Consider the following 26,407-nt stretch of genomic DNA (forward strand, 5'->3'; position numbering starts at 1 on the left):
TGCTGATAGGGCGGGAACCCGCCGATGATGTTGTATTGACACGCCTCAACGAACACGCCCCCTGACCATGATGCATGCGCAGTCCCCTTCCGGAATACGGTGGCAAGGCAAGCTGCTCCAGCCTTTCCTGCATTTCCACGACGCCATCGAACACACGCCCGTGCGGCGCGCCCAGGTGCGCGCCCTGGCGCTCATCGGTGCGCTGGGCATGCCCCTGTACTACGCGCTATGGCATTATTTCTTTCCGCAAGAATACGAATCGCTGCTGCTGCGCACCGTGGCGGCGCTGCTGTTCCTGCCCGCGCTATGGCCTGACCGCGTCAGCAACACCTGGTTCAGCGTCTACCTGTTCCTGGGGCTGACCTTCGAACTGCCGTTTTTCTTCACGTATATGTTCCTGATGAACCACGCTTCGGCGCTGTGGGTACATTCGCTGCTGGTGGCGCTGATCGTGCTGTTTCACTTCGATACGCGCATCGCCGTCCTCGCCTACCTGAGCGGCACCGTGCTGGCCTGCCTGGCGTTTGCCGTGGCCGGCGATCCCGCCTTTTTGCTCAGCCGCGACGTCTTGCAGCAATTGCCCGTGCACTGGTTCACGATTGCCGTGCTGTCCGTCGTCAAGGTGGGGCGCCATGTGGGTGCGCAGGAAAAGCTGGCCGGACTGGCTGCCGGGCTGGGCAGCGTGGCGCACGAATTGCGCACGCCCCTCGTCAGCGTCGAGGCGAACGTGCGCGGGCTGCAACGGGGGCTGCAGCAAAGGGGGCCGCAAAGGGGGCAGCATGGGGAGCAGCAAAACCCGCAAGGCCAGCCGCCCGATGCGGACAGCCTGGACGCGCTGGCGCGCATCCGCTTCGAAGTGCGCCATATGCACCATATGATCGATCTGTTCCTGCTCAGCGCCAGCGCCGTCAACCGCAAGCTCGAAGCGAACGAGACGGTCGCCATGCACGACAGCGTGACGGCCGTCCTGCGCCGCTACCCGTTTACCAGCACGGCGCAGCGCGACATCGTCAAGGTCGACGTGCGCGCCGACTTCAGCTTTTCCGGCCAGTCCGAACTGTGCGTGGTCATCCTGCTGAACTTGCTGCGCAATGCCTTGAAAGGCATCCAGCGCGCCGGCAAGGGCCGCGTGCGCATCGTCATCGATGGCGCGCGGCCCGTGCCGCGCCTGCTGTTCATCGATACGGGCTGCGGCATCGCGGCCAGCCGGTTGCCGCTGATCTTCGACCGTTTCTATTCCTATCCCTCGCACAACGGCAGCGGCATCGGCCTGGCCCTGTGCCGGCAAATCATGCAAGCCTGGCATGCGCGCATCAGTTGCGTCGCGCGCGAAGGCGCGTATGCCATCTTCGTGCTGGAGTTTCCGCAGACACACGCCAGCACCAGGCACAGCCGTTTTCCATCCATCCACCGCGCGAGGTGACGCATGCAACTGCCCGTCTACACCCATCCGACCCTGACCGTATTGATCGACGACAGCGATTCCTTCCTGAAAAGCCTGGCGTTCCAGCTCGATCCCGGCCTGGCGCGCAAGACGTTCCACGACACCAGCAGCGCGCTGCACTGGCTGCGCCACAGCACGCAGCCGGGCGAAACGCCGCTGCACGTCAACTTCGACACGCAAAACCTGCCGCCCGACCAGTGCAACGTGGCGCTCGACATCGAACGCATCTGGCGCATCAGCGGCCAGGCGCAGCGCTTTGCCGTGCCCTCCGTGCTGGTGGTCGATTACTCGATGCCGCAGATGAATGGCCTGGAATTTTGCCAGGCCGTGCGCGACTTGCCGTGCAAGAAGATTTTATTTACGGGCGCGGCCGACGAAAAGGTGGCCGTGACGGCCTTCAACCGGGGCTTGATCGACCGCTACATCAAGAAGAGCGACGACGATGCGCTCGACATCCTGGAACAGGAAATCGTCAGCCTGCAAGGCGAATTTTTCCTGCAGCAAACGGAGACCGTGCGCGACCTGCTGATGCTGCACGACTACAGTTTCCTGCAAGACGAGGCGCTGGCCGCCGTGGTGCACGAGCTGTGCAAGCGTCACGGCTTCGTCGAGTTCTATATCTTTCCCAATCCCAGCGGCATCCTGTTCTTCACGCGCGACGGCCACGCCAAGCTGATGATCATCGAGACGGAGCGCAGCCTGCACACGCAGTACGAAATGGCGCGCGACAGCGACGCACCGGGGTCGCTGCTGCTGGCCCTGCTGGAAATGCGCGTGATCCCGTACTTTTCCGACGCCGACAGCGACGGCATGTATGCGGCGCACATCGGCGAAAACTGGTTCCGCTATTGCGCCGCCCCCACCATCTGCCTGGGCCGCGTGACGTATTTCTGGGCCCTGTTCGACGTGCCGGCGCACCAACTGGGGCAGCCGGTCATGTCCTACGCGCAATTTCTACGCGCGGGCGCGGGCGACAGCGTCAGTGTTTAGCCTTCCCGTAAGGTCTGTAGCGGCGGATGTTTCAGGACATTGCGCAAACCCAGCCAGCCTCCGGCGATGGCGCACAGGGCGCCGGCCAGCAGGCCGAAGGCCCACACGCCCGGTGCGAAGCTCCAGGCGAACTTGAACTGGTACGTGGCCAGGGCCCAGCCCATGGCGGCCGCGCCCGAGGCGGCCAGCAGGCCGGCCAGCGCGCCGACGAGGGAAAACTCGATCAGCTGCGACTGGGCCAGCTGGCGCCGCGTGGCGCCCAGGGCGCGCAGCAGGCCCGCTTCGCGCGTACGCTCGTCCTGCGAACCCATCAAGGCCGCATACAGCACCAGCAAACCCGAGGCCAGGGTAAAGGCAAACAGGAATTCGACGGCCGTCACCACCTGGTCCAGCACGCCCTGGATCTGTTTCAGCACGCCGCCCACGTCGACCACCGTCAGGTTCGGATACTCGCGCAGCAGGGCGTTGCCCAGGTCCGCCTGCGCTGGCGGCAGGTGAAACGCCGTGATCCACGTCTGCGGCGTGTCCGCCATGGCGGCCGGATTGATGATGACAAAGAAGTTGACGCGCATCGAGCCCCATTCCAGCTTGCGCAAACTCGTGATCGCCGCTTCCACGGGCTGACCGGCGATGTCGAAGCGCAGCTTGTCGCCCAGTTTCAGCTTCAAGGTCTTGGCGATGCCCTCTTCCACCGACGCCTCCGCCGATGCGCCGGGCTTGTCGCTGAACCACTTGCCGGCCACGAGCTTGTTTTCTTCCTGCATGGCGGCCATCGTCGACAGATTGAATTCGCGGTCGGCCAGGCCCTTGGCGCGGTCATCCTCGTACGTGGTTTCCGTGATGGCGTTGCCGTTCACGGCCACCAGCCGGCCCCGTATCATCGGATACAAAGGCGCGTTGGCCACGCCGGCCTGGGCCAGGCGCGCGGCGATCGGGTCTTTCTGCTCGGGCAGGATATTGATCATGAAGCGGTTCGGCGCATCGGGCGGCGTGGCGTTGCGCCAGGCCACCATCAGGTCGCCCCGCACCACCGTCAGCAGCAGCAAGGCCATCAGACCCAGGGCCAGCGACACCACCTGGATGACGGTGGCGCCCGGCCGGCGCTGCAAGGACGTGACGGCGAAGCGCCAGCCCTGGTGCTTGAAGGCGCCGCGCAGGGTTTTCAGCGACTTGATGCCCAGCCAGCCGGCCAGGGCGAACAGGCCGAAGCCGCCGAGGAAACCGGCCGCCGTCAGCAAGGCCAGTTTCACGTCGCCCGCCTGCCACAAGAGCAGCACGACGAAGGCGGCGATGCCGAGCCCGTAGGTGGCCAGGGCCAGCGCCTGCGGCGGCTCCTGTTCGCGGCGGATCACGCGGTTGTGGGGGACATTGCGCAGCTGCAAAATCGGCGGCAAGGCAAAGCCCAGCAACAGCAGGATGCCGGTGGCCACGCCCTGCAGCGCGGGCAGCAGGGACACGGGCGGCAAGTCGCTCTGCACCAGCTTGCCCAGCAGCTCCAGCAGCACCAGGTGGCCGCCGAAGCCCATCAGCACGCCGATCACGCTGCCCGCCAGGCCGACGAGCAGGAATTCGATCACGTACATGGCCGTCACCTGGTTTTGCGTCAGGCCCAGGCAGCGCAGCATGGCGCAGGCATCGAGGTGGCGCAGCATGAAGCGGCGCGCCGCCATGGCCACGGCGACAGCCGCCAGCATGGCCGACAGCAGGCCGACGAGCGACAGGAAACGGTCGGCGCGGTCCAGGGTCGACTGCATCTGCGGGCTGCCCGACTCCAGCGATTCGATGCGCACGCCTTTGATGGATTGCGCCTTGATCTGGCTTTCCAGCCAGGCTTGATATTGCGCAAGCTCGGCCGCCTTGGCGGGCGGCGCCGACAGCAGCAGCCGGTACGACACGCGCGAGCCGTTCTGCACCAGCGCCGTGGCGGCAAGATCACTCAAGGGCAGCATCACTCTCGGGGCGAAATTGAGGAACGATGCGCCGCGATCCGGTTCGCTGGCGATCAGCTGCGTGACGGTGAACGCCTTGTCGCCCAGGGTCACGGTGTCGCCCAGCTTCGCGTTCAGGCTGGAAAGTATCGCCGCATCGACCCACAGCGTGCCGGGCGCCGGCACCTGATCTGTCGGCTGGCCCACGGCATCCTGCGCTTCGCTCGGTTTGGTGGTGATTTTCAGCTTGCCCCGCTGCGGGTAGCCGGGCGAGACGGCCTTGATGGACGCCAGCTGCGAGATCGACTGCTCGCCCTCGCCCGCCTGCGCCATGCTGGGAAACGTCACCGTGTCGGCCAGGATAAAACCGCGCCTCTGCGCTTCGGCGCGCCAGGCCGCATTGACGGGCTGGTCGGCGTTGATGACGAGGTCGGCCCCCAGCAGCTGGTGCGCGTCGCGGTTCAGGCCCGCGCGCAGGCGGTCGACGAAGAAGCCGACGGCCGACAGGGCCGCCACGGCCACGATCAGCGCGACGAGCAGGAAACGCAGTTGCCCGGCGCGCCAGTCGCGGCCGGTCATTTTCAGGGAGAGGCGGAACATGGGCGGCGGGTCTTTATGCTGGTTACTGCGTGGCGCCGTGGGCGGTGGCGTGCTGCGCGAAATACGCATCGACGGTGGCAAGGAAAGCGTCTTTCTGCGCCTGCGGCAGGAAGGCGGCGATGAAACCGTTGCGCGCCAGGCGCTGCGCGTGGGACAAGCCCAGCGGCAAGGCATCGAAGATGGCGTCGAAGTTGTCGTTCATGTAGCCGCCGAAATACGCGGGATCGTCCGAGTTCACCGTCACCAGCAGGCCGGCGTCGAGCAATTGCACCAGGTTATGGTCATGCATCTGGTCGAACACGCGCAGCTTGGTGTTCGACAGGGGGCACACGGTGAGCGCGACCTGTTCGCGCGCCAGGCGGGCCGTCAGTTCCGCGTCTTCCAGGCAGCGCACGCCATGGTCGATGCGTTCGACTTTCAAGTCGTCGAGCGCCGTGCGGATGTAGGCTGGCGGGCCTTCCTCGCCCGCGTGGGCCACCAGATGCAGGCCCAGTTCGCGGCAACGGGCAAACACGCGCGAGAACTTCTCGGGCGGATTGCCCACTTCCGACGAGTCGAGGCCGATGCCGATGAACTTGTCGCGGTGCGGCAGCGCGTCTTCCAGGGTCTCGAACGCCTCTGCCTCGCTCAAATGGCGCAGGAAGCACAGGATCAGGGTCGCGCTGACGGGGCTGTCCTGGCAGGCACGGTGGATGCCGTCGATCACATCGGCCATCGGCACGCCGCGCGCCGTGTGCGTTTGCGGGTCGAAGAAGATTTCCGTGTGCAAGACGTTATCGGCTTCGGCGCGGCGCAGGTAGGCTTGCGTCATGTCATAGAAATCCTGCTCCTTCAAGAGCACGCTTGCGCCAGCGTAATAAATGTCGAGAAAGGACTGTAAATCCGTAAAAGCATAGGCGCTGCGCAAGTGTTCCACAGATTCATAGCCCAGCGGCACGCCATTGCGCTCGGCCAGTGCGAAAATCAGTTCTGGCTCCAGCGAGCCTTCGATATGGATATGCAGTTCGGCTTTCGGCATGCCGCGGACGATCGCGCGCAATTGGGAGTTCATCATGGGTGTTCCTTATAGGGTGACGGTAAAAATGCTGGCACGCGCGCGCGGCGCGCAGGGCCATCAGACATGCAGGCATCTTAGCGCAAGATGGCCGGCCTCACCGGCGCCCGGCCGCCACGGCGCTGGCAGCGGCGGCAGCATGGCCCGCACCGGCACGCGCTGGCGAATTGTCGTATGATGATTTAAAAGGGACAAAAAAGTTCATTGAAATGGATGAAAAATTTGATGGTTTATCCAATTAAATCAACAATTTACAAACAAGTATTAAGGATATGCTGACATATCTTTTGACTTCCTGATCCTTTAGAGCAATAATTAATTTCATGGGGTAAGGGTAGGTGCAACAAGCGCTATCAACAGTGAAAAAAAGCCGGCTGGCCACGTCAGCACACGGCATCAAGCGCCAGTTTTTTGGTCCGGGCAATCCGGACTCGCAAAGACAGCCGGGCTTGAAACAACAATAAAAATCGGTACGGGGTACAGGAAAAGTTCAGACGGCAAGCCCAGGCGAGTGCCAGGCGGGCGGCCATGGTGACTGGCAGTTCAGGTTTACATTAAAGGACATTGACATGACCATTTTTGATAACTATGCAGCACGCTACGAGCGCACCCGCGAAGAGGAAATGTCGCTCACCGAGTACCTGGCCCTGTGCAAGAAGGACAAGCTGACGTATGCCAGCGCGCCCGAACGCATGCTGGCCGCCATCGGCGAGCCGCAGCTGGTCGACACGCGCAACGATACGCGCTTGTCGCGCATCTTTGCCAACAAGGTGATCAAGATCTACCCCGCCTTCCGCGAATTCTACGGCACCGAGGAAGTCATCGAACAAGTCGTCTCCTACTTCCGCCACGCGGCGCAAGGTCTGGAAGAACGCAAGCAGATCCTGTATCTGCTGGGGCCAGTCGGCGGCGGCAAGTCGTCCATCGCGGAAAAACTCAAGTCGCTGATGGAACACGTGCCCTTCTATTGCCTGAAAGGCTCGCCCGTCAACGAGTCGCCGCTGGGCCTGTTCAACGAGGAAGAAGACGGCACCATCCTGGAAGAGGATTACGGCATCCCGCGCCGCTACCTGCGCAACATCCCCAGCCCGTGGGCCGTGAAACGCCTGCATGAATACAATGGCGACATCAACCAGTTCCGCGTCGTCAAGCGCTACCCCTCCGTGCTGAAACAGATCGCCATCTCGAAAACCGAGCCGGGCGACGAAAACAACCAGGATATTTCCTCACTGGTGGGCAAGGTCGACATCCGCAAGCTGGAAGACTATGCGCAGGACGACCCGGACGCCTACAGCTATTCGGGCGGCCTGTGCCTGGCCAACCAGGGCCTGATGGAATTCGTGGAAATGTTCAAGGCGCCGATCAAGGTCTTGCATCCGCTGCTGACGGCCACGCAGGAAGGCAACTACAAGGGCACGGAAGGCTTCGGCGCGATACCGTTCGACGGCATCATCCTGGCCCACTCGAACGAGTCGGAGTGGAAGACGTTCAAGAACAACCGCAACAACGAGGCGTTTCTTGACCGTATCTATATAGTCAAGGTGCCGTACTGCCTGCGCGTGTCCGATGAAATCAAGATCTACGACAAGCTGGTGGCCAATTCCTCGCTGGTGAAAGCCCCGTGCGCGCCCGGCACCCTGCGCATGATGGCGCAGTTCGCCATCCTGTCGCGCCTGAAAGACCCGGAAAACTCCAGCATTTTCTCGAAGATGCTCGTCTACGATGGCGAAAACCTCAAGGATACGGACCCGAAAGCCAAGTCCATGCACGAATACGTCGATTACGCGGGCGTGGACGAGGGCATGAACGGGCTGTCGACGCGCTTTGCCTTCAAGATCCTGTCGAAGGTGTTCAACTTTGACAATTCCGAAGTGGCCGCCAATCCCGTGCACTTATTATATGTACTGGAACAGCAGGTCGAGCGCGAGCAGTTCGCGCCGGAACTCGAACAGCGCTACTTCTCCTATATTAAGGAGCACCTGGCGCAGCGCTACGTGGAATTCATCGGCAAGGAGATCCAGACGGCGTACCTGGAAAGCTATTCGGAATACGGCCAGAACATCTTCGACCGCTATGTGACGTTTGCCGATTTCTGGATACAGGACCAGGAATACCGCGATCCGGACACGGGCGAAAGTTTTGACCGCGAATCGCTGAACAATGAGCTGGAAAAGATCGAGAAGCCGGCGGGCATTTCCAATCCGAAGGATTTCCGCAACGAAATCGTCAACTTCGGCTTGCGCGCGCGGGCCTCGAACGGCGGCAAGAATCCCGCCTGGACCAGTTATGAAAAGTTCCGCACCGTGATCGAAAAGAAAATGTTCTCGAATACGGAGGAATTGCTGCCCGTGATTTCCTTCAATGCCAAGGCCAGTGCCGACGATGCCAACAAGCACGCCGACTTCGTGGCCCGCATGGTGGAAAAAGGCTATACGGCCAAGCAGGTACGCCTGTTATGCGAATGGTACTTGCGCGTGCGCAAGTCATCCTAGCGCGGACAGCGGAGGCGCGCTCCCGCCCGGCGACTGGCGGGGCGCGCAAGACGAGAGGCAAGGAGGCACCCTTTGACATACCTCATCGACAGGCGCTTGCAAAGCAAGAATAAATCCGCCGTCAACCGCGAGCGTTTCCTGCGGCGTTACAAGGGCCAGATCAAGGATGCCGTGGGGCGCGCCATCAAGGGGCGCTCGATCACGGACGTCGAGAATGGCGAGAAGGTCAGCATCCCCGTCAAGGACGTGGGCGAACCGTCGTTTGGCCACGCGCACGGCGGCGTGTGGGAAGTGGTCAATCCCGGCAACAAGGAATACCTGAAAGGCGACCAGATCGCCCGGCCGAAAGGCGGCGCCGGCAGCGGACGGGGCAAGGCGGGCAATAGCGACGAGACGACGGAAGACGATTTCATCTTCGAATTGTCGCGCGAAGAATTCATGAATTATTTCTTCGAGGACTTGGAATTGCCGCACATGGTGAAAACCCAGCTGACGGCCACCACGGAATTCAAGAACCAGCGCGCCGGCTACAATATGTCGGGCACGCCATCGAACATCCACGTGCTGCGCTCCCTGCGCGGCGCGCTGGGGCGGCGCATCGCCGTCGGCGGCGGTGCCCGCAAGCAGCTGGCGCAGGCCGAGGAAGACCTGGCCGTCTTGCTGCACGAAGGGGCGCCCGACAGCGACCCGCTGGTCACGGAACTGCGCCGCCTGATCCACCACCTGCACACGCGACTGCTGGCGATTCCCTTCATCGACCCGTTCGACTTGCGCTACAGCAACCGCATCAAGGTGCCCAAGCCGATGACGCAGGCCGTCATGTTCTGCATCATGGACGTCTCCGGCTCCATGGACGAATCGCGCAAGGACACGGCCAAGCGCTTCTTCATCCTGTTATATCTGTTCCTCAAGCGCGTCTACGACAAGATCGAGGTGGTCTTCATCCGCCACCATACGGCGGCGGCGGAGGTGGACGAGCATGAATTCTTCAATTCGCGCGAATCCGGCGGCACCGTCGTGTCGTCCGCGCTGCACTTGCTCAACACCATCATCGACGAACGCTATGGCGCCGGACAATGGAACAGCTATGTGGCGCAGGCATCCGACGGCGACAACTGGGACAACGATTCCGTACAGTGCCGCCAGCTGCTGATCAACACCATCATGCCCAAGGTGCAGTACTACACCTATGTCGAGATCACCGACGGCCCGCAGCAAAACCTGTGGGAGCAATATGCGGGCGTGCTCGACCATCACGCCCATTTCGCCATGCAAAAGATCGTCACGCCGGCCGATATCTACCCGGTCTTCCGCGAACTGTTCAAGAAACAGGTGAAATGATGAGTGCAGCCTTTGACCGCGCCAGCAATACTCCGGGCGAACCGTTCGTGCGCCTGCGCCACCCGAACGCCCTGCCCGAGCAGTCGGAATGGACGTTCGAGCTGATCGAGCAAATCCACGAAGAAATCCGCCGCGTGGCGAAACAGTTTGGCCTCGACACCTATCCGAACCAGCTGGAAATCATCACGGCCGAACAGATGATGGATGCCTACACCTCGGTGGGCATGCCCGTCTCGTACAACCATTGGTCGTTCGGCAAGCATTTCTTGTCGACCGAGAAAAGCTACAAGCGGGGCCAGATGGGCCTGGCCTACGAGATCGTCATCAACTCGAACCCGTGCATCGCCTATTTAATGGAGGAAAACAGCCTGACCATGCAGTCGCTGGTGATCGCGCATGCGGCCTACGGCCACAATTCCTTCTTCAAGGGCAATTACCTGTTCCGCGCCTGGACGGATGCGGACGCCATCATCGACTATATGGTGTTTGCCAAGAATTACATCGCCGAATGCGAACAGCGCCATGGCGTCGATGCCGTGGAATTGCTGCTCGACTCGTGCCACGCCATCCAGAACTATGGCGTGGACCGCTACAAGCGTCCGGCAAAACTGTCGATGGCGAAGGAATATGCGCGCCAGAAAGAGCGCGAAGCCTATGTGCAGTCGCAGATCAACCAGCTGTGGCGCACCCTGCCCCGGCGCGACGAGGACGAGGAAGAGGACGACCAGCGCAAGGCCGCGCCCCGCTTTCCGCCCGAACCCGAGGAAAACCTGCTGTACTTTATCGAGAAGTACGCGCCGCTGCTGGAACCGTGGCAGCGCGAGATGGTGCGCATCGTGCGCAAGATTTCCCAGTACTTCTATCCGCAGCGGCAAACCCAGGTCATGAACGAGGGCTGGGCCACCTTCTGGCACTACACGATATTGAATCAGTTATATGACGAAGGCGTGGTGGGCGACGGCTTCATGATGGAATTTTTGAAAAGCCATACCAACGTGGTCTACCAGCCGCCCATCGACAGCCCGTATTACAGCGGCATCAACCCGTATGCGCTGGGTTTTGCCATGATGAGCGACATCCGCCGCATCTGCGAGCACCCGACGGACGAGGACCGCGCCTGGTTCCCCGACATGGCCGGCACGGACTGGCGCAAGAGCCTGGACTTTGCCATGCGCAATTTCAAGGATGAAAGCTTCATCGCCCAGTATTTGTCGCCGCGGCTGATCCGCGAATTCCACTTCTTTGCCGTACTCGACGACGACAAGAATGAAAAACTGGCCATTTCCGCCATCCACGACGATGCCGGCTACCGCTACGTGCGCCAGCAGCTGGCCGAGCAGTACAACCTGGGCAACCGCGAGCCGAACATCCAGGTCTGGTCCGTCAATACGCGCGACGACCGCGCATTGACCCTGCGCCACACGCAATTCCAGCGCCGCCCGCTGAATCAGCAGGCGGCCGAGGTGCTCAAGCACGTGGCACGGCTGTGGGGCTTCGATGTGCACCTCGATACGGTCGACCCGCAGGGCGTCGTCCTGGGCACCTTGAATTGCCGGCGAGAAAAACGCAACCGGCGCGACGACCCCGTTGTCCGGCCATGAAATGATTTGTTGATAATAATCAATGGCAAGAATATAAGCGTTTCCTATGCCTACATAGGAATTCAGTATGGCCTGGCGGCGTCAAACGGGCCGCCAGGACCGCCTTTTTTGACCTGGATAAAGTGCCTTGCGCACCTGTTTGGTGCGCGCGGGCCGCTAAGTGGTCTGGTTCCGAGCCAAAACATTTCCAAAAAGAAAGATTTTTCTCCAAATTTAGCGGTTTCCATATTGAATATCACGAAATATAATTCCGCCAGATGGGCACATCGGAGAACTTAGCAGTGGTAGCCCAAAACGGCTGTAAAAAACCGATAAGACCGCCTTTTTTTCTGTCCGAAAGCGTGCAAAGATGACATAAGCAAGTACGTTTTCAGGGCGCAAAAGCGCCAAAAATTTAACCGGTTTTAGGCGTTAAAAATCTGTGTAAAATAAAGAATTCGTATGTATAATTCGGCGACGTCCCGGATACGGCTGGAGCTTTGTGTCGTCATTTTGGGGTTCAGTTGCAAGACAAGAGATGGTATTTGGAGAAAGCAGGCATGAATTTTTCGAACGAGAAAAGTCCCAAGAACTACACAGGCATCACTATCGTTGTCCTGCTGCACGTTCTCGCGGCTTACGGGATCGTGACGGGCTTGGGCAAGCGGTTGGTCACCAAAATGATGGAACCGGTTGAAACCAAGATTATCGAGGAAGTCAAACCGCCTCCACCGAAGGATCTTCCACCGCCACCACCGCCGCCAGAAATGAAGGCGCCACCGCCGCCATTCATTCCGCCAGTCGAGGTGAACGTGCAGCAGCCGCCGCCACAACAGAACGTGATTGCAAATACGACTGCTGTGAAGCCAGCCACGAATGTATTGGCACCGCCAGCACCGCCTGCACAGCCTGCGCCAACTCCTGGACCAGCCAAATCGGTGCGTACGCCGGCCGTGGTTGACTTCAGTGTCTGCGAAAAGCCGGCTTATCCGAAGTCGTCGCAGCGCAATGAGGAAACCGGTGTGGTGACACTGTCGTTCCTGATCGGTGTAGACGGCAAGGTCGCTGATTCGAAGATCGTGAAGTCCAGCGGCTTCAGAGACCTGGACAAAGCTGCGGTGCAAGGTATCAGCCGCTGTACATTTAAGCCGGCAACAGTTGACGGCAAGCCGGAACAAGGCTGGCAGCAAATGCAATACGTTTGGTCGCTGGATTAAAACCCGAGGCAGTTATCCCCTGTCTCACACCATGATTTCGTTGTCATTACGTTCAGCGATCTGTTATTTTTAATTTTGGAGGAAGCATGTTTAAGAATACCCGTTTGTCCGCATTTTTTGCCGCGGTTCTGTTGTCCGTTACCGCTACTACCGCTCTGGTAGCAGCTCCGGCATTCGCTGACGCGCCAGCATCGGCTGCCGCCTCGGCTCCTGCGGCAGACGCTGCACCAGCACCAGTTGCCGCAGATGCCGCCGCTCCAGCAGCAGACGCAGCAGCTCCAGCCGCTGACGCAGCCGCTCCAGCCAAAACCGAAGAAGTCCACAACCCGTTCGGCCTGCAAGCAGTGTGGGACGGCGGCTTCGTGCCACGCGCCACCCTGATCATCCTGGCCATCATGTCGATCGGCAGCTGGTACATCATCATCACCAAGCTGATGGATCAAATGAAGATCTTCAAGCAAGCGAAAGAAACCGCTGCCAAATTCTGGAAAGCGCCTTCGATCGCTGCTGGTTCGGCAACCCTGACCGAAGGCTCGCCATTCCGCTTCATCGCTGAATCGGGCACCAAGGCAACGGCTCACCATGACGGCGCCCTGCTGGAACAAATCGACCTGTCGACCTGGGTGACGATGTCGATCCAGCGCGCTTCGGACAAAGTCCAATCGCGTCTGCAAGATGGCCTGTCGTTCCTGGCAACCGTTGGTTCGACCGCACCGTTTATCGGTCTGTTCGGTACCGTTTGGGGTATTTATGGCGCGCTGACCAACATCGGCATGACCGGTAACGCTTCGATCGATAAAGTTGCAGGTCCAGTTGGTGAAGCACTGATCATGACCGCTTTCGGTCTGCTGGTCGCCGTTCCTGCCGTTCTGGGTTACAACTGGCTGGTGCGTCGTAACAAAACCGCGATGGAAGACGTACGCTCGTTCAGCGCCGACGTTCACTCGGTACTGATCTCCGGCGCAATGTCGACCAGCGAAGCTGGCCGTGCTGCCGGCGCTAAAAAGATCGGATAAGAATCATGTCGATGTCCGTCGGCTCCGACAGCGGAGATGAAGATCAAGTAATGTCAGAAATCAACACGACGCCGCTCGTCGACATCATGTTGGTTTTGCTGATCATTTTCTTGATCACCAGTCCGGTTGTCCTCAAATTGCAGAAAATCGATCTGCCGATCGAGGCCAACCAAGCCCTTCAAAGCAAGCCAGAAAACGTCAACATCGTTGTCAACAAGGATGGCGAGATTTATCTGGGCCAGAAGAAACTGAAAGATACGAGCGAACTGTTCGATTATCTGAAAGTTGAAGCAGTGAAAGTACCGCAGCCGGAAGTACACGTTCGTGGCGACCAAGAAACACGCTACGAATCGATCGGCCGGGTTATTTACACGACCCAACGTGCCGGGATCCAGAAGGTCGGCTTCATCACCGAACCACCTGACAAGGGCTGATAGCAACTGGCGGCGGCGCCCCGGCAACACGGGGACGCCACTGCCGGAAGCTGACCGGGCGGCAGTTTCGCCCGGTGCTTCGTTGGACTTCTTAAAGGAAACACTATGAGTATGAATGTCGGTTCGGGAAGCGCTCCAGGCGCGGATCCGGAACCAATGATGGAACTGAACATGACGCCCCTCATCGACGTGATGCTGGTGCTGATTATCATGTTGATCATCACGATTCCTAAGCAAAACCACTCGGTGAACTTGAACATGCCGGTCGGCACCCCGCCGCCACCGACAACCGAACCAGTGGTCGTCACGATCGATGTCGATTTTGACGGTACGATCTTGTGGGACAATCAGGTCGTTCCTGACCGCGCTTCGCTGGAAGCCAAGCTGAGCAACGTTGCTGCGCAAGCAGACCAGCCGGAAGTGCATCTGCGTCCGAACAAGCTGGTGGAATATAAAGTCGTCGCCGGTGTGATGGCGTCGGCGCAGCGTCTGGGCGTGACCAAAATCGGTCTGGTCGGCAACGAGCAATTCCAGTAAGCTGCAGCAATCAGGTTCTCTTTACATCCGAATAGGCAGGACTTCCTGCCTATTCGCTTTTTACTGAAAGACTTTCTTATGTCCAAGTTTCGTCTCGCTCATCTCGGCCTCGTCATGGCCGCTATCGGTTTTACCGCAGCAACTCCCGTAATCGGCCTGGGCTCGCTGGCATACGCCGCGGACACCGTGCGTGCCGAAGTGGGCAAGCCACTGCAAGAAGCGCAAAAACTCGCTAGCAGCGGCAAAAACAAGGAAGCGCTGGCCAAGCTGCGCGAAGCTGACAGCGTCGGCGGCAAGACCGCCTTTGAAAGCTACCAGATCGAGCGCGTGCGCGCCTCGGCCGCTGCCGCCGCCGGCGATAACGGCACTGCCATCAAGGCTTTCGAAGCCGTCATCAATTCCGGCCGCCTGAGCGCCGCCGAAGCCCCCAAATTCACGCAAGCGCTGGCAGGCATGTACTACCGCGCCAAGGACTGGCCGAACACCATCACCTGGATCAAACGTTCGCTGAAAGACCGCGAAGATCCACAGATGCGCGAACTGCTGATCCAGACCTACTACGTCAGCGGCAACTACGCCGAAGCGGCGAAAGAACTGCAAGCGCGCGGCGGCAACTCGGAAGCGAGCCTGCAAATGCTGGCCAACATCCAGTTGAAGCAAAACGACAAGGCCGGCTATGTTGCCACCCTGGAAAAACTGGCCGGCAGCTATCCGAAGACCAGCTACTGGGCCGACCTGCTGAACCGCGTCTCGGGCAAGCCTGGCTTCTCGCAACGCCTGGGCCTGGACGTCCAGCGCCTGCGCCTGGCCAACGGCCTGTTCACCAAGCCGTCCGAATACATGGAAATCAGCCAGTTGGCCTTGCAAGCAGGCAATCCTGGCGAAGCGTTGAGCATCATCGAGCAGGGCTACAAAAAAGGCGTACTGGGCACCGGCGCCGATGCCGCCCGTCACCAGCGCCTGAAAGACCTGGCCCTGAAGACCCAGGCTGACCTGAAGGCCAACGCCGCCAAGTCGGAAGCGGAATACGTCAAGAACAAGGACGCCGACAGCTTGAGCAAGCTGGGCTTCGCCCTGGTCTACGATGGTCAGGCCGACAAGGGCCTGGGCTTGATGAATGACGCCGTGAAGATGGGCACCGCCAAGTATCCGGAAGAAGCCAAGCTGCACCTGGGCATCGCCTACATCCACGCCGGCAAGAAAGCCAACGCATCGACGGCACTCAAAGCCGTCAAGGGCACGGATGGCGCGGCTGACCTGGCACGCTACTGGGCCTTGATGAATAAATAAGATAATATCCCCAAGATATTGTCGGGCAGCTAGTCGAGTGCCCACCACCAAAAGCGTTGCCAGCACCCTTGCCGGCAACGCTTTTTATCATTTCAGCAGGGAAATTGCCCCTGCGGCCGCCCTGCCGGGTGTGCATCCCTGAAACAGTCCGTATAATCCCCCTTTTGGCACAGTTTTTCATCAGATTCCTATGAAGGTATTCCGCGGACTTCCCAATGCCCAGGCACGAGCGCCTTGCGCTCTGACCATCGGCAATTTTGACGGTGTCCACATCGGCCATCAGGCCTTGCTGGCGCGCGTGCGCGAAGCTGCCACCGAACTCGGCATCGAAGCGGCCGTGATGACGTTCGAACCGCACCCGCGCGAATTCTTCGCGCAACGCGCGGGCGACCTGTCGAGAGCGCCGCAGCGCATCGCCAACCTGCGCGACAAGCTGCAGTCGCTGGACGATGCGGGCATCGACCGGGTCGTGGTCGAACACTTCAGCGCCCAGTTCGCCGCCCTGACGCCGCAGGAATTCACGGAAAAAGTCCTCGTCGATGGCTTGCACGTGAAATGGCTGATGGTCGGCGACGACTTTTGCTATGGCGCCCGGCGCGCCGGCGACGTGGCCATGCTGCAGGAAGCGGGCCGCCAATACGGTTTCCATGTAGAAACATTGCCGACGGTGATGAATGGCAGCACGCGCATCTCCTCGTCCGCCGTGCGCCTGGCGCTGGCCGCCGGCGATTTCCCGCTGGCCACCCAGCTGCTGGGCCATCCGTACGCCATATCCGGCCACGTCATCCACGGCCAGAAGCTGGGCCGCACCCTCGGTTTCCCCACCCTGAACCTGCGCGTGGCGCACCGCCCCGCCCTGTCCGGCATCTTCATCGTGCAAGTGCACGGCCTGGGACCAGTACCGCTGCCGGCCGTGGCCAGCCTGGGCGTGCGTCCTACCGTCGACGACAGCGGCCGCGTCTTGCTGGAAGTGCATCTGTTTGATTTCAATCAATCCTGCTACGGCAAGCTGGTACGCGTGGAATTCCTGCAGAAGCTGCGCGACGAAGAAAAGTACAACGACTTGCCCACCCTGACGGCCGCCATCGAGCGCGACTCGAACCAGGCGCGCGCCTATTTTGAGCAGCGCAGCGGCGCCATTACCGCCACCGACCGAATTTGACGCCGGCCAACTCCGTCGCCTGGCGGCCCCTGCCGCCGCAAACCATTCAATATCATTAAAGAAGATTATGTCCGATCAAAACAAGCCAGCCACGCCCAAGCAGAACAAGAAGCCTGAAAGCAAATACCCGGTCAACATGACGGAAACCCCGTTCCCGATGCGCGGCGACATGGCCAAGCGCGAGCCGCAATGGGTACAGCAATGGCAAGACAAGAAGATTTATGAGCGCGTGCGCAAGGCTGCCGCCGGCCGTCCGAAATTCATCCTGCATGACGGCCCGCCGTACGCGAATGGCGACATCCACCTGGGCCACGCCGTCAACAAGATCCTGAAGGACATGGTCGTCAAATCGCGCTCGCTGGCCGGCTTCGACGCACCGTACGTGCCGGGCTGGGATTGCCACGGCATGCCGATCGAGATCCAGATCGAAAAACTGCACGGCAAGAACCTGCCGACGGCCGACGTGCTGGAAAAGGCCCGCGCCTACGCCAATGTGCAGGTCGAGCGCCAGAAGAAGGATTTCATCCGTCTGGGCGTGCTGGGCGAGTGGGACAACCCGTACCTGACCATGGCGCACGGCAATGAAGCCGACGAATTGCGCGCGCTGGGCAAGCTGCTGGAAAAAGGCTATGTCTACCGCGGCCTGAAACCCGTCAACTGGTGTTTTGATTGCCAGTCGGCGCTGGCCGAGGCGGAAGTGGAATACGCGGAAAAACGCGATCCCGCCATCGATGTCGGCTTCAAGTTCGCCGAACCGGCCAAGCTGGCGGCCGCCTTCGGCCTGCCTTCCCTGCCGACCGATAACGGTTTCATCGTCATCTGGACCACCACGCCGTGGACCATCCCGTCGAACCAGGCGCTCAACGTGCACCCGGAAGTGAAATATGCGCTGGTGAAGGCCGAGCGCGATGGCCAGCCGCTGCTGCTGATCCTGGCGCAAGACCTGGTCGTGGCCAGCCTGGCGCGCTTCAAGCTCGAAGGCACGACCATCGCCACCTGCGACGGCGCGGCCCTGGCCGGCATCAGCTTCCGCCACCCGCTGCATGCGGCCGACGCTTTCTATGACCGTTTGTCGCCGCTTTACCTGGCCGAATACGTGACCACGGAAAGCGGCACGGGCGTGGTGCACTCGGCGCCAGCCTACGGCCTGGACGACTTCATCTCGTGCAAGGCGCACGGCATGAAGGACGACGACATCATCAAGCCCGTCATGGGCGACGGCAAGTTCGCCTCGACCCTGCCGCTGTTCGGCGGCATGACCATCTGGGAAGCGTCGAAACCGATCTGCAACGCCTTGCGCGAAGCGGGCGCGCTGTTTGAAGTCAAGATGTTCGACCACAGCTACATGCATTGCTGGCGCCACAAGACGCCGATCATCTACCGCGCCACGTCGCAGTGGTTTGCCGGCATGGACGTGACGCCGAAAGATGGCGGCGCGACCCTGCGCGAGACGGCCTTGCAAGGCATCGCCGACACCGAATTCTTCCCGGACTGGGGCCAGGCGCGCCTGCACGGCATGATCGCCAACCGTCCCGACTGGACCCTGTCGCGCCAGCGCCAGTGGGGCGTGCCGATGGCCTTCATCGTGCACAAGGAAACGGGCGACCTGCATCCGCGCACGCCGGAACTGCTGGAGCAAGTGGCCAAGCTGATCGAAAAGGGCGGCATCGAGGCATGGCAGGCGCTGGACTTGAAAGACCTGATCGGCGACGAAGCGGCCATCTACGCCAAGAACAAGGACACGCTGGACGTGTGGTTCGATTCCGGCGCCACGCATCAGACGGTGCTGGGCGGCCCGCAAGCGCACGGTTCGCACTCGACGCAGCTGCAATTCCCGGCCGACCTGTACCTGGAAGGCTCGGACCAGCATCGCGGCTGGTTCCACTCGTCGCTGCTGGTGTCGTCGATGCTCAATGGCCGTCCGCCATATAAAGCCCTGCTGACGCACGGCTTCACGGTCGATGGCGAAGGCAAGAAAATGTCGAAGTCGCTCGGCAACACCCTGGCGCCGCAGAAGATCTCGGACACCCTGGGCGCCGACATCCTGCGCCTGTGGATCGCCTCGACCGACTACACGGGCGAGCTGTCGATCTCCGACGAGATCCTGAAACGCGTGACGGAATCGTACCGCCGCATCCGCAACACCCTGCGCTTCCTGCTGGCGAACACCTCGGACTTCAATCCGGCCACGGACGCCGTGCCGGTGGCGGAAATGTTCGAGATCGACCGCTATGCGCTGGCCAACATGGCGTCGCTGCAGCAGCAGATCGAGAACAACTATGCGCGCTACGAATTCCACCCGGTCGTGTCGAAGCTGCAGACCTACTGCTCGGAAGACCTGGGCGGCTTCTACCTGGATATCCTGAAGGACCGTCTGTACACCTCGGGCTTGACATCGCACGCGCGCCGTTCGGCGCAGACGGCCCTGTGGCACATCACGCAAAGCCTGCTGCGCCTGATGGCACCGGCCCTGTCGTTCACGGCCGAGGAAGCCTGGGCCGTCTTCGCAGGCAGCGAAGCCTATGCCGCCAGCGATGAAACCATCTTCACGCAAACCTGGTGGCAGCTGCCCGAAGTGTCGGACGCCGCCGACCTGCTGGAGAAGTACACGGCCCTGCGCGCCGTGCGCACGGACGTGACGAAACAGCTGGAAGACTTGCGCACCTCGGGCGCCATCGGCTCCTCGCTGCAGGCGGAACTGACGATCAAGGCCGCGCCAATGAAGTACAAGCTGTTGACCACCCTGGGCGAGGACTTGAAATTCGTCTTCATCACCTCGCAGGCCAGCGTTGTCGAAGTGCCCGAGGAAGCGGCCGAAGAGGTGGTCGTGGCCGCGTCGACGGCGCCGAAGTGCGAGCGCTGCTGGCACTACCGCAGCGACGTGGGCACGGACGCCGCGCATGCCACCCTGTGCGGCCGCTGCGTCAGCAACCTGTTTGGCGCGGGCGAGAAACGCCGCTTCGCCTAAACAACGTCGTCAAAATCTACTGCGCGTCGCGATTTGCGGCCTGCGATGCTCGCTGTACTAAAGTACAGCTGCGCGTCTCGGCCACAACTCGCTGCCGCTCGCTACGATTTTGCCCGCCGTTGTATGCTATGAGTCCAACCGCCGCCTGCCACCAGGCGGCGGCTTTATCTTCCCTGGAAAAATATGGCCACTAAAAACCGTTTTTCATCGAAATCGTCATCCTCGGCGTCGCTGGTGCCCTGGCTGGGCATTGCCGCCATCGTCATCCTGTTCGACCAGATCACCAAGATCACGATCCTGAAGACCTTCCGCTATGCGCAAGAGATGGTCATCACCTCGTATTTCAATCTGGTGCTCGCGTATAACAAGGGCGCCGCGTTCAGCTTCCTGTCCGACCAGGGCGGCTGGCAGCGCTATTTCTTCACCGGCATCGCCCTGGCGGCCGCCATCTACATCATCTATCTGCTGAAAAAGCACGCCGGCCAGCGCATGTTCTGCTGGGCCCTGGCGCTGATCCTCGGCGGCGCGCTGGGCAACGCGATCGACCGCCTGATGTACGGCCACGTGGTCGATTTCCTCGACTTCCACTGGAAAAGCTGGGGCCATTTCCCCGCTTTCAATATTGCCGACAGCGCCATCTGCATCGGCGCGGCCCTGTTCATCATCGATGAACTGCGCCGGGTAAACAAATAAACACGCAGGAGAACGGCATGGAATTGTCCGGCAAAAAAATCGTCCTGGGACTTTCGGGCGGCGTCGCCTGCTACAAGGCGGCGGAACTGTGCCGCGCGCTGACAAAGGCGGGCGCCTCGGTGCAGGTGGTGATGACGGATGCGGCCAGCCACTTCATCACGGCCGTGACCATGCAGGCGCTGTCCGGCCACCCCGTGCACACCAGCCAGTGGGATGCCCGCATAGACAACAACATGGCGCACATCGATTTGACGCGCCATGCGGACGCCATCCTGATCGCGCCGTGTTCGGCCGACTTCATGCGCAAACTCGCGCATGGCGTCTGCGACGACCTGCTGTCGACCCTGTGCCTGGCCCGTCCGGCCCACCTGCCCCTGCTCGTGGCGCCGGCCATGAATGTGGAAATGTGGCAGAACCCCGCCACACAGCGCAACGTGCAGCAGCTGCGCGACGACGGCATCACCCTGTTCGGCCCAGCCGCCGGCGAACAGGCTTGCGGCGAAGTTGGCCTGGGCCGCATGCTGGAACCGGAACAGCTCTTGACGGAGCTGATCGCCGCCTTCCAGCCCAAAGTCCTGGCGGGCAAGCGCGTGCTGGTCACGGCCGGCCCCACTTTTGAGGCCATCGACCCCGTGCGCGGCATCACCAATCTGTCCTCGGGCAAGATGGGCTATGCGGTGGCGCGCGCGGCGCGCGAAGCGGGCGCCGAGGTGCTGCTCATTTCCGGCCCCACGGCCCTGGACGCGCCGTTTGGCGTGCGCCGCATCGACGTGCAAAGCGCGCAGCAGATGCATGATGCGGTGCTGGCCCACGTCGACGGCCAGCATGTCTTCGTCGCCGTGGCCGCCGTGGCCGACTGGCGCGTGGCCAACGCCAGCGACCAGAAGATGAAAAAGCAGGCCGACGGCTCCGTGCCCGAACTGCAGTTCGTGCAAAATCCCGACATCCTGGCCACCGTGGCGGCACGCACCAACCTGGCCGGCTATCCGTACTGCGTGGGCTTTGCCGCCGAATCGGAAAACCTCGTGGAATTCGGCTCGGTCAAGCGCGAGAAAAAAGGCATTCCCCTCCTGGTCGGCAATATCGGCCAGAACACGTTTGGCCAGGACGACAACACCATCATCCTGTTCGACGAGGAAGGTCATACCGTGCTGCCGCGCGCCCCGAAACTGAACCTGGCGCGCCAGCTGATTTCGGAAATCTCGAAGCGGCTCGCCAGGAATTCGCTGCTCAAGTAACCCTTTATACGACTTAGCTTAGTTAGTTAGATTCATGAAAAACATCGACATCAAGATCCTCGACGCCCGCATGCAAGAACTGCTGCCGGCCTACGCCACCCCGGGCAGCGCGGGACTCGACCTGCGCGCCTGCATAACCGAGGCCATCACCATCGAAGCCGGCCAGACCGTGCTCATTCCCACCGGTCTGGCCATCCACATCGGCGACCCGTCGTATGCGGCCATGATTTTGCCGCGCAGCGGCATGGGCCACAAAAACGGCATCGTACTGGGGAATCTGGTAGGCTTGATCGACTCCGATTACCAGGGCCAGCTGATGATATCGACCTGGAACCGGGGCCAGAGCGCCTTCACGCTCAATCCCATGGAACGCCTGGCGCAGCTGATTATCGTGCCGGTGCTGCAAGTGGGCTTTAACGTCGTCGAGGAATTCGGCGACAGCGAACGCGGTGTTGGCGGTTTCGGCAGCACCGGCAAACATTAAGGATTGACACTTATGCCAGGTTTCCGCCATCTGATCCCAGCCCAGACTTCGCTGCGCCGATTGGCCACTCCCTTCCTGTTGGCCGGCGCGGCCGTTCTGGCCGGCTGCACCACGCCGGCGACGAACGTCAGCGGTCCGTTCAACGTCGTGCCGGCGCCCGAAGCCCCTGCCCTGACGGCGCAGCAAAAGGCGGCGCAGGAAGAGCTGGTGAAGATGGTGGCGCTGCAGGACCGCCTGTCGAAAGTCTCGGCGCCCCTGCTGATCAACAATGCGGACCTGTGCAAGACGTACGCGCGTAACCTGCTGGGTTTCACGGCGCAGAACAAGTATTCCTACCCCGGGATCTATGCGGACGCGGCGCAGGCAGCCCTCGGCTACGGCGAACAGATGCAGGTCTCCGGCGTCTTGCCGGGCAGCGGCGCCGCGCGCGCCGGCCTGCGCAAGGGCGACGGCTTGCTGGCCGCCGAAGGCAAGCCACTGCCGGCCGGCCCGAAGGCGGAGGGCCCGTTCGGCGCCATCGTCGGCCCGCTGGCCTCGAAGAACGCGAGCCTGAACATGACCATCGCCCGCGACGGCCAGCAGCAGGACCTCAAAATTCCCGTCACGCGCGCCTGCGCCTTCCGCGTCGCCCTGGGCAATGCGGACAACGTCAACGCGTATTCGGACGGCGCGCGCATCATGCTCACGCGCGGCATGGTCAATGCGGCGCAAAATGACGAAGGCATCGCCTTCGTCATCGCCCGCGAAATGGCGCACAACATCCTCGACCACGCGCGCAGCCAGCGCACGGCAGGTACGGCCGGCGCCATCATCGACAGCCTGGGCGCCGTGCAGCCCGACGTGTCGATGCTGACGGGCGCCGCCGGCATCAAGGCCATGCCGCAGGAACTCGACGTGCAGGCCGACACCCTGGCCATCTACCTGCTGGCGCGCGCCGGCTACAACGTCGACAACGCGGCCCGCTTCTGGCAGCGCATGGCCACGCAAGTGCCGGTGACGGTCGCCAACGGCTACACGGCCCTGCACCCGGGCACCAACTCGCGCATGGCCGCCATCAACCGCGCCGTCACCGACGTGCGCGCCAAGCAGGCGGCGAAGAAACCGCTCAAGCCTTAGAACGCCTACCATAACCTACTGCGCGTCGCGCTTTGCGGTCTGCGATGCTCACTGTGCTCAAGCACAGTTGCGCTTCTCGGCCACAAATCGCTGCCGCTCGCTACGGTTCTGTCAGACGTTCTTCATCCTGATCAAACAGGGTTTGCTCAGGCGCCCGGGAAGTTGGGGAAGTAGGTGCCCATGATCCAGGTCAGGGCGCCGCAAAACACCACGGCCAGAAACAGGACGATGAGCAGCTTGCCGAACTTGGGAATACCCTCTTCTTGCGTCTTGACTTCATTTGACATGAAAATTCTCCGCAGGGTGGTGGAACAGGTAGTATATCCACAATCTTGAATACTTTTCCATACTTTGCCGCAAACTACGGCATGTAAATCGCGCGCGCCATGGACAGCATTGACCTTGAAGTTCTGAAAACCAGCGCCGCCTGGCTCGCCGCCGGGCACCGCTGCGAACTCGTCACCGTCATCAAGACCTGGGGCTCCAGCCCCCGCCCCGTGGGCGCGACCCTGGCCATCTGCGACGATGGCACGGTGGTCGGTTCCGTCTCCGGCGGCTGCATCGAAGATGACTTGATCGACACCGTGCGCGTGCACGGCATCGTGCGCACCTTGCCGGAAATCGTCAGCTACGGCATCAGCGCCGACGAGGCGCACCGCTTCGGCCTGCCCTGCGGCGGCACGATCGAACTGGCCATCGAACCGCTGCATTCGGGCAGCCGTGTGGCCGAACTGCTGGCGCGCCTGGAAGCGCATGAACTGGTCGAGCGCCGCCTCGACCTGCGCAGCGGCGCCGTCAGCCTGCGGCGCGCCGCGCCGGGCGCCGTGCTGGCCCTGGAAGACGCGGTACTCACCACGCAGCATGGCCCCCGCTGGCGATTGCTGATCATCGGCGCCAGCCAGCTGTCGCGCTTCGTGGCGCAAATCGCCATGGCCATGGATTACCACGTCATCGTCTGCGACCCGCGCGAGGAATACCGGGGCGGCTGGAACGTGCCGGGCGTGCCCCTGCTGCACGCCATGCCGGACGACCTCGTGCTGGAATTAAAACTCGACAGCCGCAGCGCCGTCGTCGCCCTCACGCACGACCCCAAGCTCGACGACCTGGCCCTGATGGAAGCATTGAAATCCCCCGCTTTTTATGTCGGCGCCATCGGCTCGCGCGCGAATAACGCCAAGCGCCGCGAGCGGCTGCTGCAGTTCGACGTCAGCGCGGAACAGCTGGCGCGCCTGCATGGTCCCATCGGCCTGTACATCGGCAGCAAGACGCCGGCCGAAATCGCCATTTCCATCCTGGCCGAGCTGACGGCCGTGAAAAATGGCGTGCCCGACGCGCTGCAGATCCAGCACGCTGCAGCCCTGAGCCCGCCCACCACCGATATCTGCGCCCGCTAAGGACCGCAGCAAGAAACGCGGTGCGCCGGCGGCGCGCCCCTGCTACCTTCACTGAATTTGGCCACCATGAACCTGCTGCACTGGACCCTTCCCCTGCCCGCCGGCTACCGCCGCGACGACGTCATCGCCTTTCACAGCCGCGACGGGGAAGCCGTCGCGGAACAAGTCACGCCGACAGGCCTGCGCAAGGGCATCCTGCTTGCCGGCGTGCCCGTGGTGCTGGACGTGGCTTTCACGGACGATGCGGCCGTCTGCCGCGCCGAGATCGACGACAGCGCCAGCGACGCTCTGCAAACGGCGCTGCACGGCGCCCTGCTCAACATCCTCGGCCTGCGTATCGACCCGCAGCCCTTCGCCCGGCTGGCCGCCGCCGATCCGCTGCTGGCGCCATTGGTCCAGCTCAATCCGGGCTTGCGCATCGTGCAATCGGCCAGCCCGTTCGAGGCGCTGACCTGGGCCATCATCGGCCAGCAGATCAACCTGTCGTTCGCCATCGCCCTGCGCCGCTCGTTTATTCTGCAGGCGGGACGCCGGCACGCCAGCGGTTTGTGGTGCTACCCGGAGGCGCGCGACGTGGCGCGGCTGGAGATTGAGGATTTGACCAGCCGCAAATTCTCGCGCGCCAAGGCGGAAACCGTGCTGCGCCTGGCGCGCCTGGTCGACGAGGGAGCGCTGTCGCTGGAACTGCCCCCTTCCGGCGAGGTGGCGGCCATTTCGCAGGCGCTGCTGGCCGTCAAGGGCATCGGCCCGTGGACCGTCAATTACGCGCTGCTGCGCGGCTACGGCTATGCCGACTGCTCGCTGCACGGCGACGTGGCCATCCGCGCCGCCCTGCAAAAGCTGCTCGGCGAAGAAACGAAACCGGACATGGCGCGCACGGAGCAATGGCTGCGCCAGTACGCGCCGCACCGCACCATGGCGGCCGCCCACCTGTGGGCCAGCCTGCATGCGCCGACAAAAAATATGTCAAACGCGCGGGAATAAACGGCGGGCGGCAGGCGTCTATCCCTTGCAAGCCCACCAAACCTCAAGGAGACCATCATGCGCTTTACCACTTTCGCCGCCACCGCCCTTTTCACCGCCTTGTCCGCCCCGCTGGCCTTCGCCGCCGACGTCATGCCCGCCAACGGCATGCTGGTCAACGCCAGCGGCATGACCGTGTATGTGTTCGACAAGGATGTCGCCGACAGCGGCAAGAGCGCCTGCAGCGGCGGCTGCCTCGTCGCCTGGCCCGCCGTCATCGCCACCGAAGCGGCGCCCGCCGCCCCGTATGGCAGCATCAAGCGCGAAGACAACGGCGCCATGCAGCTGACCTACAAGGGCAAGCCCCTGTACCTGTACAAGGAAGACAAGAAGCCGGGCGACGTGGCCGGCGACAATTTCAAGAACGTGTGGCACGTCGTCAAGCCGTAAGCCCCCCTGCCCGCCG

At 61.9% G+C, this 26,407-nt stretch carries 22 protein-coding genes; 19 read left to right on the top strand and 3 right to left on the bottom strand.

Translation table 11 applies throughout. The annotated features are described in order from the left end of the window. The first annotated feature begins 67 nt into the window (after positions 1-67). Both AC07VH_RS23465 and AC07VH_RS23470 read left to right on the top strand, forming a co-directional pair. Positions 68-1,423: a sensor histidine kinase gene (locus tag AC07VH_RS23465; RefSeq protein WP_475414581.1), complete on the top strand. Its 1,356-nt coding sequence runs from the start codon at positions 68-70 to the stop codon at positions 1,421-1,423. A 3-nt stretch (positions 1,424-1,426) separates the two neighbouring features. Further along, positions 1,427-2,434: a response regulator gene (locus AC07VH_RS23470; RefSeq protein ID WP_475414582.1), complete on the top strand. Its 1,008-nt coding sequence runs from the start codon at positions 1,427-1,429 to the stop codon at positions 2,432-2,434. Here the strand turns inward: AC07VH_RS23470 and AC07VH_RS23475 are convergent. Continuing rightward, positions 2,431-4,962, bottom strand: a complete 2,532-nt coding sequence (locus AC07VH_RS23475; protein WP_494787727.1) for an ABC transporter permease — start codon at positions 4,960-4,962, stop codon at positions 2,431-2,433. The genes AC07VH_RS23470 and AC07VH_RS23475 overlap by 4 nt on opposite strands. A 22-nt stretch (positions 4,963-4,984) precedes the next feature. Next, a complete protein-coding gene (locus tag AC07VH_RS23480) occupies positions 4,985-6,016 on the bottom strand; it encodes an adenosine deaminase (protein ID WP_494787728.1) in 1,032 nt (343 codons plus the stop codon). A gap of 569 nt (positions 6,017-6,585) precedes the next feature. Here AC07VH_RS23480 and AC07VH_RS23485 point away from each other — a divergent pair. The 14 genes from AC07VH_RS23485 to AC07VH_RS23550 all read left to right on the top strand — a co-directional run bounded on the left by AC07VH_RS23485 (position 6,586) and on the right by AC07VH_RS23550 (position 23,584). Continuing rightward, positions 6,586-8,508: a PrkA family serine protein kinase gene (locus AC07VH_RS23485; RefSeq protein ID WP_034754154.1), complete on the top strand. Its 1,923-nt coding sequence runs from the start codon at positions 6,586-6,588 to the stop codon at positions 8,506-8,508. A 72-nt stretch (positions 8,509-8,580) separates the two neighbouring features. Next, complete coding sequence (locus tag AC07VH_RS23490) at positions 8,581-9,849, top strand: YeaH/YhbH family protein (protein WP_326456430.1); 1,269 nt, start codon at positions 8,581-8,583, stop codon at positions 9,847-9,849. Continuing rightward, positions 9,849-11,450, top strand: coding sequence for a SpoVR family protein (locus tag AC07VH_RS23495; protein ID WP_475414585.1), 1,602 nt, complete (start codon positions 9,849-9,851; stop codon positions 11,448-11,450). Before AC07VH_RS23490 ends, AC07VH_RS23495 begins: the two co-directional genes overlap by 1 nt. A gap of 539 nt (positions 11,451-11,989) precedes the next feature. Continuing rightward, the gene (locus AC07VH_RS23500; RefSeq protein ID WP_034754161.1) at positions 11,990-12,646 is read left to right on the top strand and encodes an energy transducer TonB; all 657 of its coding nucleotides are present in this window, start codon (positions 11,990-11,992) and stop codon (positions 12,644-12,646) included. A gap of 86 nt (positions 12,647-12,732) precedes the next feature. Beyond that, complete coding sequence (locus tag AC07VH_RS23505) at positions 12,733-13,662, top strand: MotA/TolQ/ExbB proton channel family protein (protein WP_232251050.1); 930 nt, start codon at positions 12,733-12,735, stop codon at positions 13,660-13,662. 5 nt (positions 13,663-13,667) lie between these two features. Next, complete coding sequence (locus tag AC07VH_RS23510; RefSeq protein ID WP_034754165.1) at positions 13,668-14,096, top strand: ExbD/TolR family protein; 429 nt, start codon at positions 13,668-13,670, stop codon at positions 14,094-14,096. 105 nt (positions 14,097-14,201) lie between these two features. Further along, entirely contained in the window at positions 14,202-14,633 is a 432-nt protein-coding gene (locus tag AC07VH_RS23515; protein ID WP_176741207.1) for an ExbD/TolR family protein, read from the top strand. Positions 14,634-14,711: 78 nt separating this feature from the next. After that, positions 14,712-15,923: a tetratricopeptide repeat protein gene (locus AC07VH_RS23520; RefSeq protein WP_076568168.1), complete on the top strand. Its 1,212-nt coding sequence runs from the start codon at positions 14,712-14,714 to the stop codon at positions 15,921-15,923. A gap of 190 nt (positions 15,924-16,113) precedes the next feature. Beyond that, on the top strand, positions 16,114-17,085 hold the full coding sequence (locus AC07VH_RS23525) for a bifunctional riboflavin kinase/FAD synthetase (RefSeq protein WP_494787729.1): 972 nt from the start codon (positions 16,114-16,116) through the stop codon (positions 17,083-17,085). Between the two features lie 67 nt (positions 17,086-17,152). Next, complete coding sequence (gene ileS, locus AC07VH_RS23530; RefSeq protein ID WP_494787730.1) at positions 17,153-20,053, top strand: isoleucine--tRNA ligase; 2,901 nt, start codon at positions 17,153-17,155, stop codon at positions 20,051-20,053. A 183-nt stretch (positions 20,054-20,236) separates the two neighbouring features. Further along, positions 20,237-20,746 (top strand): signal peptidase II, encoded by a 510-nt coding sequence (gene lspA, locus AC07VH_RS23535; protein WP_034754175.1) that lies wholly within the window; start codon positions 20,237-20,239, stop codon positions 20,744-20,746. Positions 20,747-20,763: 17 nt separating this feature from the next. Continuing rightward, positions 20,764-21,984 (top strand): bifunctional phosphopantothenoylcysteine decarboxylase/phosphopantothenate--cysteine ligase CoaBC, encoded by a 1,221-nt coding sequence (coaBC, locus tag AC07VH_RS23540; RefSeq protein WP_494787731.1) that lies wholly within the window; start codon positions 20,764-20,766, stop codon positions 21,982-21,984. A 34-nt stretch (positions 21,985-22,018) separates the two neighbouring features. Continuing rightward, entirely contained in the window at positions 22,019-22,468 is a 450-nt protein-coding gene (gene dut / locus AC07VH_RS23545) for a dUTP diphosphatase (protein ID WP_489630027.1), read from the top strand. Between the two features lie 12 nt (positions 22,469-22,480). Next, a complete protein-coding gene (locus AC07VH_RS23550) occupies positions 22,481-23,584 on the top strand; it encodes a M48 family metalloprotease (protein WP_494787732.1) in 1,104 nt (367 codons plus the stop codon). 146 nt (positions 23,585-23,730) lie between these two features. Here AC07VH_RS23550 and AC07VH_RS23555 read toward each other — a convergent pair whose 3' ends face one another. Next, positions 23,731-23,871, bottom strand: coding sequence for a hypothetical protein (locus AC07VH_RS23555; protein ID WP_162835767.1), 141 nt, complete (start codon positions 23,869-23,871; stop codon positions 23,731-23,733). A gap of 99 nt (positions 23,872-23,970) precedes the next feature. Here AC07VH_RS23555 and AC07VH_RS23560 point away from each other — a divergent pair, with 99 nt between their 5' ends. From AC07VH_RS23560 to AC07VH_RS23570, 3 genes are all read left to right on the top strand, one after another. Next, on the top strand, positions 23,971-24,978 hold the full coding sequence (locus AC07VH_RS23560; RefSeq protein ID WP_494787733.1) for an XdhC family protein: 1,008 nt from the start codon (positions 23,971-23,973) through the stop codon (positions 24,976-24,978). 66 nt (positions 24,979-25,044) lie between these two features. Continuing rightward, the gene (locus AC07VH_RS23565; protein WP_494787734.1) at positions 25,045-25,962 is read left to right on the top strand and encodes a DNA-3-methyladenine glycosylase family protein; all 918 of its coding nucleotides are present in this window, start codon (positions 25,045-25,047) and stop codon (positions 25,960-25,962) included. A gap of 57 nt (positions 25,963-26,019) precedes the next feature. Next, positions 26,020-26,391, top strand: coding sequence for a COG4315 family predicted lipoprotein (locus AC07VH_RS23570; RefSeq protein WP_058050557.1), 372 nt, complete (start codon positions 26,020-26,022; stop codon positions 26,389-26,391). The last annotated feature ends 16 nt before the right edge of the window (positions 26,392-26,407 follow it).

The organism is Janthinobacterium sp. GW821-FHT03C10 (genome assembly GCF_059420865.1).

Excerpts from the sequence above, each read along its gene's own strand:
- AC07VH_RS23465 (WP_475414581.1), top strand. The coding sequence starts at position 68 with ATGATGCATGCGCAGTCCCCTTCCGGAATACGGTGGCAAGGCAAGCTG.
- AC07VH_RS23470 (WP_475414582.1), top strand. The coding sequence starts at position 1,427 with ATGCAACTGCCCGTCTACACCCATCCGACCCTGACCGTATTGATCGAC.
- AC07VH_RS23475 (WP_494787727.1), bottom strand. The coding sequence starts at position 4,962 with ATGTTCCGCCTCTCCCTGAAAATGACCGGCCGCGACTGGCGCGCCGGG.
- AC07VH_RS23480 (WP_494787728.1), bottom strand. The coding sequence starts at position 6,016 with ATGATGAACTCCCAATTGCGCGCGATCGTCCGCGGCATGCCGAAAGCC.
- AC07VH_RS23485 (WP_034754154.1), top strand. The coding sequence starts at position 6,586 with ATGACCATTTTTGATAACTATGCAGCACGCTACGAGCGCACCCGCGAA.
- AC07VH_RS23495 (WP_475414585.1), top strand. The coding sequence starts at position 9,849 with ATGAGTGCAGCCTTTGACCGCGCCAGCAATACTCCGGGCGAACCGTTC.
- AC07VH_RS23500 (WP_034754161.1), top strand. The coding sequence starts at position 11,990 with ATGAATTTTTCGAACGAGAAAAGTCCCAAGAACTACACAGGCATCACT.
- AC07VH_RS23505 (WP_232251050.1), top strand. The coding sequence starts at position 12,733 with ATGTTTAAGAATACCCGTTTGTCCGCATTTTTTGCCGCGGTTCTGTTG.
- AC07VH_RS23510 (WP_034754165.1), top strand. The coding sequence starts at position 13,668 with ATGTCGATGTCCGTCGGCTCCGACAGCGGAGATGAAGATCAAGTAATG.
- AC07VH_RS23515 (WP_176741207.1), top strand. The coding sequence starts at position 14,202 with ATGAGTATGAATGTCGGTTCGGGAAGCGCTCCAGGCGCGGATCCGGAA.
- AC07VH_RS23520 (WP_076568168.1), top strand. The coding sequence starts at position 14,712 with ATGTCCAAGTTTCGTCTCGCTCATCTCGGCCTCGTCATGGCCGCTATC.
- AC07VH_RS23525 (WP_494787729.1), top strand. The coding sequence starts at position 16,114 with ATGAAGGTATTCCGCGGACTTCCCAATGCCCAGGCACGAGCGCCTTGC.
- ileS (WP_494787730.1), top strand. The coding sequence starts at position 17,153 with ATGTCCGATCAAAACAAGCCAGCCACGCCCAAGCAGAACAAGAAGCCT.
- lspA (WP_034754175.1), top strand. The coding sequence starts at position 20,237 with ATGGCCACTAAAAACCGTTTTTCATCGAAATCGTCATCCTCGGCGTCG.
- coaBC (WP_494787731.1), top strand. The coding sequence starts at position 20,764 with ATGGAATTGTCCGGCAAAAAAATCGTCCTGGGACTTTCGGGCGGCGTC.
- dut (WP_489630027.1), top strand. The coding sequence starts at position 22,019 with ATGAAAAACATCGACATCAAGATCCTCGACGCCCGCATGCAAGAACTG.
- AC07VH_RS23550 (WP_494787732.1), top strand. The coding sequence starts at position 22,481 with ATGCCAGGTTTCCGCCATCTGATCCCAGCCCAGACTTCGCTGCGCCGA.
- AC07VH_RS23555 (WP_162835767.1), bottom strand. The coding sequence starts at position 23,871 with ATGTCAAATGAAGTCAAGACGCAAGAAGAGGGTATTCCCAAGTTCGGC.
- AC07VH_RS23560 (WP_494787733.1), top strand. The coding sequence starts at position 23,971 with ATGGACAGCATTGACCTTGAAGTTCTGAAAACCAGCGCCGCCTGGCTC.
- AC07VH_RS23565 (WP_494787734.1), top strand. The coding sequence starts at position 25,045 with ATGAACCTGCTGCACTGGACCCTTCCCCTGCCCGCCGGCTACCGCCGC.
- AC07VH_RS23570 (WP_058050557.1), top strand. The coding sequence starts at position 26,020 with ATGCGCTTTACCACTTTCGCCGCCACCGCCCTTTTCACCGCCTTGTCC.